Raw genomic sequence first — 8,286 nt, 5'->3', positions numbered from 1 at the left:
GGGCCGCGTCGAAATCGGGCAGCTCGTTGTTGAGCATGTAGCCATCCACCGCGATGCCACTGCCGAAATAGCCGTTGATCGTTGTGGTGACAGATACGACTTCGCCCTTGCCGTCGGCGATGCTGAGGTGGGTGGTGCCCGGATCGTCCTTCACTGGCGCGCGAGTGCGCTTCGGCGCGCCTTGGGGCTTGCCCGGCTCGATCACGGAAAGGCTGCGATTTTCCTGGATCAGCGCGGAGCGTCTGGCAAGGTAGCTGGGGTCCAGAAGACCGGCTACCGGGACTTGCACGAACTGCGGGTCGGCGATGTACATATCGCGATCAGCGTAGGCCAGCCGCTCGGACTCGGCGAGGAGATGCCAGGCAACGGGCGAGTTGCGGCCAAGCCGCGCCATATCGAACCGCTCCAGCTGCTTCAGGATCATCAGCACGGTGATCCCTCCCGAAGACGGCGGCCCCATGCCGCAAATTTTGTACACCCGGTACGTGCCGCAGATCTGATCGCGGTCCTTCGCCGAATACCCGGCCACGTCCGCCGCCGTCATCGGCGAAGGACGCGGCGCAATGGACAGGGCGCCCGCGATTCGCTGCGCCGAGGCAGGGGCGTAGAAGGACTTGCCGCCATCCTTCGCCAGCCGTTCAAAGGTTTGCGCCAGTTGCGGCATCCGCAGCGTGCTGCCGATCGCCACGGCGTTCGTGCCATCGGGAAAGAACAGCGATTTGGCGGCGCCGGTCACGTGGCGGCCGTATAAATCGAGGCCGTTATGCAGCCGCGCCGTGACGACGAAACCTTCGCGCGCCAGCTTGATCGCCGGCTGGAACAGGTCTGCCCAAGGCAGCTTGCCGAAGCGGGCGTGGGCATTGGCCATCGTGGCGACCGCGCCGGGAACGCCGGCACTGCGCGCGCCCGCCATCAGTTCGCGTCCGGGCAGGGGATTGCCTGCGCGATCGAGGAACCAGTTGGCAGTCGCGGCTTTAGGCGCGCTTTCCCGTCCGTCGATCGTGCTGACCGCGCCGTTCTTGCTGCGCACGAAGAACGTACCGCCGCCGATCCCTGAGTTCTGCGGCTCCACCACGTTGAGCGCCAGCATCGTCGCGATCGCGGCATCGGTTGCGTTGCCGCCTTTGCGCAGGATTTCCACACCAGCCGCCGCCGCGCGCGGGTCTGCGGCGCTGACGACGCCGGGGGCGGCTTGCGACGGAGGCGCTTGCGGCGCGGGCGTCGAAAGGCCCGTCGTCGTCTGGCAGGCGCTAAGCAGCAGTGCGCCCAGCACGCTCGGAAGCAGGCGCGCGGTCATCCTCATTCGCATCCCACGGCCTCCGCGATCGAGGCGAAGCCATCGCGACGCATCAGCCGTTCCAGGCCCCGGTTGATGGACCTGGCGATCCCGGGCCCCTCGTAGACCATGGCCGAATAGAGCTGGATAAGGCTGGCGCCTGCCAGGATACGTTGCCAGGCATCTTCCGCCGTCTCGATCCCACCCACGCCGATCAGCGGGATCGCACTGCCCGTGGCGCGCCGAAAATCACGCAGCCGCTGCAGGGCTACCAACTTGAGCGGCGCGCCGGAGAGGCCGCCGCTTTCCCCGGCATCGCGTGAGCGCAGCGGCGGGCGAGCGATCGTCGTGTTCGAAACGATCAGCGCATCCAGCCGTCGATCGAGGGCGACGGCGGCGATATCGTCGATGTCGGCAGGTTGCAGATCAGGCGCGACTTTCAGGAACACCGGGACGTTGCACGCAGGCGTGCCGCGTTCTTCCAACACCGCGTCCAGCAGTTCCTCCAACGCGGCCTTGCCCTGCAGCGCGCGCAGGCCAGGGGTATTAGGGGACGAGATGTTGATCGTCACATAATCTGCCAGCGGCGCGACGGCGCGGAAGGCCTGGCGATAATCGTCGATTCGATCGGCCGAATCCTTGTTGGCGCCGATGTTGATGCCCAGCACGCCCGATTCGCGCTTGCGGCGGGAGAGGCGGGCTACCGCCGCTGCCACGCCGCCATTGTTGAAGCCCATTCGGTTGATCACGGCACGATCTTCGACGAGGCGGAACAGCCGGGGCTTGGGGTTTCCGGCCTGAGGGCGTGGCGTCAGCGTGCCCACTTCCACGAAGCCGAAGCTTGCGCGCAACAATCCGTCGGCCGCTACGGCGTCCTTGTCGAAGCCGGCGCCCATTCCGACGGGATTGGGAAAGGCGATGCCGGCGACTCGGGTTTGGAGGGGGCCGCCGTGACGGGCACGCCCGGCTGGCAAAACGGAAACCGCTTTGATTGCAAGGCCATGCGCGCGCTCAGGGTCGAGGCGGTAGAGCAGCGGTTTGATAAGGGCGTAAGTCACGGCAGCAGGCTCTAGCCGCTCATCCACTGTGGCTCAATTGCCGCAGGTGCTAACAAGAAAATCGGTGTGGTTCCAAGTGATTGATCCACAAAGGAGCCCAACTGACCATTTTCCATCAAGTTGTCGCGTTTCTACAATGCAACATCCGTTCGGCCCCACTAGAGAGGGCCCGCGACCCGAAGGGCTCGTAAGCCGATTGGCGTTCGAGTTCTTTTACACTTAGCGGTCTCCTGCCTTTGCGTGGGAGACCGCTTTTTTCTGTCCGCTTCCAACGTCCGGAACACGGTGTGGTTGCGCGGTGGTTGAAAAGCGGCGGCAATTGGCCTATTTCAAATCAGAGAAGATCGATCCGATTTAGCAAGTCGGACAACCGATCACAGTCTGAAACCAGCAACGGGCCTCCTTTCGCATGCGCTTGTCCAGCATGGCAGATTACGCCGTCGTCGTGATGGCCGCAGCCGCGCGGCACTGCGGTGGTGCGCGCGTCTCCGCCGTCCAGCTGGCAGAAGAAACCGGGCTGCCTGCGCCCACCGTGCAGAAGCTTGTCAGCCGCCTTGCCGGGGCAGGGCTGCTGCGCTCCTCCCGTGGGGTCGGTGGTGGCCTGAAGCTGGCGCGCCCGGCCGCTGCGATTTCGGTGGCCGACATTGTCGAGGCCGTCGAAGGGCCGATCGCGCTGACCGCCTGCGTCGAGCACGGTCGGCACGATTGCACCCTAGAGGGCGCATGTGCCGTCCGGCCGCACTGGCCGCTGGTCAACGAGGCTTTGCGGGGCGCTCTGGCCGGTGTTCCGCTGACTCGCCTGGCTTTGGACGTGCGCGTGGCAGGGCCGGTTTCCGCCGCGGTCCGCGCTGCTCCTTTGCCCCAACCCGTCTCCGCTCCCGCGTGAACCCTTTACTCGAGTTCGTAGCATGACTGAACAAACGCTCCTCAAGGATCAGGCCGCCCACGATGCGGCCGCGCGCGTGGCCGATTACGAGCACGGCTGGTCCGCCGATATCGAGCAGGAATTCGCGCCCAAGGGCTTGTCGGAGGAGACCGTTCGCTTCATCTCGGCTAAGAAGAACGAGCCAGAGTGGATGCTGGAGTGGCGGCTGAAGGCCTATGCCAAGTGGCTGGAGATGACTCCGCCTGACTGGGCGAAGCTGAACGTGCCGCCGATCGATTACCAGGACGCGTATTATTACGCGGCGCCCAAGAAGAAGGAACTGCTGGGCTCATTGGACGAGGTCGATCCCGAAATCCTGCGCGTCTACGAAAAGCTGGGCATCCCGATCGAGGAGCAGAAGATGCTCGCCGGGGTGGAAGGTGCGCGCAAGGTCGCGGTGGACGCGGTGTTCGATTCGGTCTCGGTCGCCACCACCTTCCGCGCCGAGCTGGAATCGGCGGGTGTCATCTTCCGTTCGATCTCCGAGGCGATTCGCGAGTATCCCGAGCTCGTGAAGAAGTGGCTGGGCCGGGTGGTGCCGGTGCACGACAACTACTTCGCCACGCTGAACTGCGCGGTCTTCTCGGACGGCACCTTTGTCTACATCCCCGAAGGCGTGCGCTGCCCGATGGAGCTGTCGACCTATTTCCGCATCAATGCCGAGAATACCGGTCAGTTCGAACGCACCCTGATCATTGCCGAGAAGGGCTCCTACGTCTCGTATCTGGAGGGCTGCACCGCCCCCATGCGTGACGAGAACCAGCTTCATGCCGCCGTGGTGGAACTGGTTGCGATGGAAGACGCCGAGATCAAGTATTCCACGGTGCAGAACTGGTACCCCGGCAACGCCGACGGGCTGGGCGGCATCTACAATTTCGTCACCAAGCGGGGACTGTGCCAGGGCGCGCGCAGCAAGATCAGTTGGACCCAGGTGGAAACCGGCAGCGCGATCACCTGGAAGTATCCCAGCTGCGTGCTGAACGGCGAGGATTCGGTGGGCGAGTTCTACTCGGTCGCTGTGACCAACAACCACCAGCAGGCCGACACCGGCACGAAGATGATTCACAACGGCAAGGGTAGCCGCTCGACGATCATCTCGAAGGGTATCTCGGCCGGCAAGTCGAACAACACCTATCGCGGCCTGGTGCGCGTGGGCGCCAACGCTGACAACGTGCGCAACTTCACCCAGTGCGATTCGCTGCTGCTGGGCAAGGACTGCGGTGCGCACACCGTACCCTATATCGAGGTGAGGAACCCCACCGCGCAGATCGAGCACGAGGCGACCACCAGCAAGATCAGTGACGACCAGCTATTCTACGCCCAGCAACGCGGGCTCGATACCGAATCGGCGGTGGCGCTGATCGTCAACGGCTTCGCCAAGGAAGTCCTCCAGCAGCTGCCGATGGAGTTCGCGGTCGAGGCGCAGAAGCTGCTGGGGATCAGCCTTGAGGGGAGCGTGGGTTGATGACAGCCGAACGCAAGACCCTCGGCGTCAGTCAGGAAACCACCGCCAAGGCGGACCCACAAGCCGGGTTTGCCGCCACCGGCGCACGGCTCGACAAGTTGAAGGATCGCGCCCGGTTGCAACGCCGGGCTCCCACCCCCGCGCAAGCCGCATTGTGGGAACAGCTTCGCGATTCGAAGCTGGGCGGATTCAAGATTTCGCGCCAGGCGATCGTGGGCACTACGCTGGTCGATTTTGCCTGCCCCTCGCGCTGGCTGGTGGTGGTGCTGTCCCCCGAAGGCCTGACGGCGGAGGTAGAGGCACTGCAGGACAAGAAGCTGACCGACGTGGGCGTGCGCGTGATGCGCTATGCCGAGAGCGCGGTGCTGGATGATCCGGAGAGCGTCGCCAAGTTCATCAGTGTCGAGCTGAACAAGCCTTTCACCAAGCCCGGCGCCCGACGCGAAGCACCACGGCGCGATTCTGGTCCGGCTCGTTCTTCTTACGGATCGCGCCCGCAATATCGGGGTACGCGTCGTGATTAAGCTCGCGCTTGCCTCAATGATGTTTGTCGGCGCCGGTGCCGCGTCTGCACAAGCTCCGCAAACCACGCTTACGCCTGATCAGAAAGGCTACATCGCGTACCATTACTGCATGATGCAGGCGGCGATGGCGGCTTCAAAGACTGCTGCCAAGGACGAGGAAGTGTTTGCCATCGCACACGCCCAATGCGCTGCGACCAGGAAATCGGTGATCGTGGGACAGGAAAAAAATGCTGGGTTCCTCGCGGCACTGGATGACGCGGACAAGGAAAAGCAGGCGAATTTCCCCTCTTGGATAAAGGGCGTTCGCGAGCGCCGGGCTGCCGCTGCGGCACAATTTGGAAAGTAAGTTGATGCTTCAGATCGATAATCTCCAGGCCACCGTTGCCGACAAGCCCATCCTCAAAGGCCTCTCGCTGACGATCAACGCGGGCGAAATCCACGCCATCATGGGGCCTAACGGCGCGGGCAAGTCCACGCTGGGCTATACGCTGGGCGGGCGTCCCGGGTACGAGGTGACCGGCGGCTCGGTTTCGTTCGACGGGCAGGACCTGCTCGAACTGGAACCGCATGAGCGGGCCGCTGCGGGGCTGTTCCTGGGCTTCCAATACCCGGTCGAGATACCCGGCGTGTCGTTCGTGCAATTCCTGCGCGAGGCGGCGAACGCTCAGCGCAAGGGGCGCGGCGAGGAGCCTTTGTCAGGCGGCGCGTTCCTGAAACTGGCGCGCGAGCAGGCGGGCCTGTTGCGCATGGACATGGACATGCTGAAGCGCCCGGTGAACGTCGGCTTCTCCGGCGGCGAAAAGAAGCGCGCCGAGATGGTGCAGATGGGCATCCTCGATCCCAAGCTGGCGATCCTGGATGAAACGGACTCGGGCCTCGACATCGACGCGCTGCGCATTTGTGGCGAGGGCATCAATGCGATCATGCGCAAGCCTGACAAGGCGGTGCTGCTGATCACGCACTACCAGCGCCTGCTCGACTATGTGAAACCCGACTTCGTGCATGTGCTGGCCGGCGGCCGCATCGTGCGCTCCGGTGGGCCGGAGCTGGCCCTGCAACTGGAGGACGAAGGTTACGAGGCGGTTGTGGCGTGACCACGCTGACGCTTCCCACGCGGCGGGACGAAGCCTACCGCTATTCCGATATCGACGCGTTGGCTGGCGTCTGGCCGGTCGCGCGCGAAGAGATCGTGGTTGCGGCTGGGACGAGCGGCACGCTGGACATCGTCGAAATCGGTGCGGCCACGGTGGCGCGGCATCTGGTGATCACGCTGGAAGCCGCAGCCAGGTTCGACTTGCGCGTGTTGCTGGCCGGGCCAAGCTTCGGGCGCATCGCGGTGGACGTGCGACTGGGCGAAAAGGCGGACTTCACCATGGGTGCGGCCCAGCTGGCGACCGGCCACGAAACCGTCGAGATCGTCACGGAGGTCACCCACACCGCACTGGACGCCACTTCGGCGCAGATCGTTCGCACGGTGCTGGCCGGCCATGCCACGGGCACATACCTTGGCCGCATCGCGGTTGAACGCGGGGCGGACGGGACCGACGCGGGGCAGTCCGTGCGCGCCATGTTGCTGGATCGTACCGCCACCGCCAATGCCCGGCCCGAGCTGGAAATCTACGCGGACGACGTGAAGGCCGCCCATGGCTGCGCCGTGGGTGAGCTGGATGCTCAGGGGCTGTTCTACCTGATGTCACGCGGGTTGCCGCCGGCTGAGGCGAAGCGCTTGATGCTGCAGGCTTTCATTGCCGAGGCTTTTGCCGGCGCGGCGAACGAGGACATGCTGAGCGAGAAGGCTCTGGCACGTCTTGGGGCGATCCTATGAGCGGCCCCGCAACCATCGTCGACAGTGCCGAGCGCGTTTCGGTATCCAGCGACATTCGCGCGCAGTTCCCCGGCATGTGGAACCTCGATGGCTCGCCGTGGCGCTATCTCGATACTGCGGCCACCGCGCAGAAGCCGCAGGCGGTGATCGATGCCACGGTGCGGGCGATGGGCGTGGACTATGCCACCGTCCATCGCGGCGTCTATGCTCGCTCCGCCGAGATGACCTTGGGGTTCGAGGCCGCGCGGCGGCGCGTGGCGGCCTTCATCGGCGCGGACGAGGGCGAAGTGGTGTTCACCCGCGGCGCTACGGAAGCGATCAACCTCGTTGCCAGCACTTGGGGCGAAGCGAACCTGAAGGCGGGTGACCGCATCCTGGTCTCGATGCTGGAGCATCATTCCAACATCGTGCCCTGGCAGCTTCTGCGCGAACGCACCGGTGTGGCGATCGACGTGTGCCCGCTCACCCAGGATGGCCGGATAGATCTTGATGCGGCAGAAGCGATGCTGACTTCTGCGCACAAGCTCGTCGCGCTGGCGCATGTATCCAACGTGCTGGGCTCGGTGCTGGACGTGAAGCGCGCCGCCGATCTGGCGCATGGCGTGGGGGCGAAGCTGCTGGTGGATGGCTGCCAGGCGGCCCCGCGCATCAAGCTCGACGTGAAGGCGCTCGATTGCGATTTCTACGTCTTCTCCGCGCACAAGCTCTATGGTCCCACCGGGATTGGCGCACTGTGGGCGCGGGCGGAGATCCTCGATGCCATGCCGCCCTGGCACGGCGGCGGCGCGATGATCGATACCGTCACTTTCGAAAAGACGACATTCGCGAGCGCGCCTCAGCGGTTCGAGGCGGGCACGCCGATGATCATTGAGGCGATCGGCCTTGCCGCCGCGATCGACTGGCTGGAAGCGATCGGGCTGGACGTGGCGCAAAGCCATGAGCGCGCGCTTGCCAACACGCTGCGCGAGGCTCTGGGCGAGCGCAACGACGTGACGGTTTTCGGTCCGGCCGATGCCCTGGGCATTACCAGTTTCGCGCTGGACGGGGTGCATCCGCACGATCTCGGCACTATCTTGGATGAGGAAGGCGTGGCGGTCCGCGCCGGACATCACTGTGCCCAGCCGCTGATGCAGCATCTGGGCGTGTCGGCAACGGCGCGGGCGAGCTTCGGCCTCTACAACGACGAAAGTGATATCGAGGCGCTCCTGAAAGG

At 64.7% G+C, this 8,286-nt stretch carries 9 protein-coding genes; 7 read left to right on the top strand and 2 right to left on the bottom strand.

The features are described from left to right. Both ACHWRX_RS06800 and ACHWRX_RS06795 read right to left on the bottom strand, forming a co-directional pair. Nucleotides 1-1,297: gamma-glutamyltransferase family protein (locus tag ACHWRX_RS06800; protein ID WP_394658628.1), on the bottom strand; the 1,297-nt coding region annotated here is incomplete at its 3' end. Between the two features lie 2 nt (nt 1,298-1,299). Continuing rightward, nucleotides 1,300-2,334 carry a quinone-dependent dihydroorotate dehydrogenase gene (locus ACHWRX_RS06795; RefSeq protein WP_394658627.1) on the bottom strand — a complete coding sequence of 345 codons (1,035 nt, stop codon included), beginning with the start codon at nt 2,332-2,334 and terminating at the stop codon, nt 1,300-1,302. A gap of 409 nt (nt 2,335-2,743) precedes the next feature. Here ACHWRX_RS06795 and ACHWRX_RS06790 point away from each other — a divergent pair, with 409 nt between their 5' ends. The 7 genes from ACHWRX_RS06790 to ACHWRX_RS06760 form a co-directional block, all read left to right on the top strand. After that, nucleotides 2,744-3,220, top strand: a complete 477-nt coding sequence (locus ACHWRX_RS06790) for an SUF system Fe-S cluster assembly regulator (RefSeq protein WP_394658626.1) — start codon at nt 2,744-2,746, stop codon at nt 3,218-3,220. 22 nt (nt 3,221-3,242) lie between these two features. After that, nucleotides 3,243-4,724, top strand: a complete 1,482-nt coding sequence (gene sufB, locus ACHWRX_RS06785; protein ID WP_221225896.1) for a Fe-S cluster assembly protein SufB — start codon at nt 3,243-3,245, stop codon at nt 4,722-4,724. After that, a complete protein-coding gene (locus ACHWRX_RS06780; protein ID WP_394658625.1) occupies nt 4,724-5,248 on the top strand; it encodes a DUF559 domain-containing protein in 525 nt (174 codons plus the stop codon). The genes sufB and ACHWRX_RS06780 overlap by 1 nt, the downstream gene beginning before the upstream one ends. Further along, on the top strand, nt 5,241-5,594 hold the full coding sequence (locus ACHWRX_RS06775) for a hypothetical protein (protein WP_394658624.1): 354 nt from the start codon (nt 5,241-5,243) through the stop codon (nt 5,592-5,594). The genes ACHWRX_RS06780 and ACHWRX_RS06775 overlap by 8 nt, the downstream gene beginning before the upstream one ends. A gap of 4 nt (nt 5,595-5,598) precedes the next feature. Continuing rightward, nucleotides 5,599-6,342: a Fe-S cluster assembly ATPase SufC gene (gene sufC / locus ACHWRX_RS06770; RefSeq protein ID WP_058735694.1), complete on the top strand. Its 744-nt coding sequence runs from the start codon at nt 5,599-5,601 to the stop codon at nt 6,340-6,342. Continuing rightward, nucleotides 6,339-7,073: a SufD family Fe-S cluster assembly protein gene (locus ACHWRX_RS06765; protein ID WP_394658623.1), complete on the top strand. Its 735-nt coding sequence runs from the start codon at nt 6,339-6,341 to the stop codon at nt 7,071-7,073. Before sufC ends, ACHWRX_RS06765 begins: the two co-directional genes overlap by 4 nt. Further along, the coding region (locus tag ACHWRX_RS06760; protein WP_394658622.1) for a cysteine desulfurase at nt 7,070-8,286 on the top strand (1,217 nt) is incomplete at its 3' end. The genes ACHWRX_RS06765 and ACHWRX_RS06760, both read left to right, overlap by 4 nt.

The organism is uncultured Novosphingobium sp. (assembly GCF_964277725.1).
In the GTDB taxonomy this organism is placed as follows: Bacteria; Pseudomonadota; Alphaproteobacteria; order Sphingomonadales; family Sphingomonadaceae; genus Novosphingobium; species Novosphingobium fluoreni.
Note: the sequence above shows the minus strand (reverse complement) of the source record. Positions and strands in the feature narration are given on the sequence as shown.

Bases quoted from the DNA above. Each gene is read 5' to 3' on its own strand.
- ACHWRX_RS06790 (WP_394658626.1), top strand. From the start codon at position 2,744: ATGCGCTTGTCCAGCATGGCAGATTACGCCGTCGTCGTGATGGCCGCA.
- sufB (WP_221225896.1), top strand. From the start codon at position 3,243: ATGACTGAACAAACGCTCCTCAAGGATCAGGCCGCCCACGATGCGGCC.
- ACHWRX_RS06780 (WP_394658625.1), top strand. From the start codon at position 4,724: ATGACAGCCGAACGCAAGACCCTCGGCGTCAGTCAGGAAACCACCGCC.
- sufC (WP_058735694.1), top strand. From the start codon at position 5,599: ATGCTTCAGATCGATAATCTCCAGGCCACCGTTGCCGACAAGCCCATC.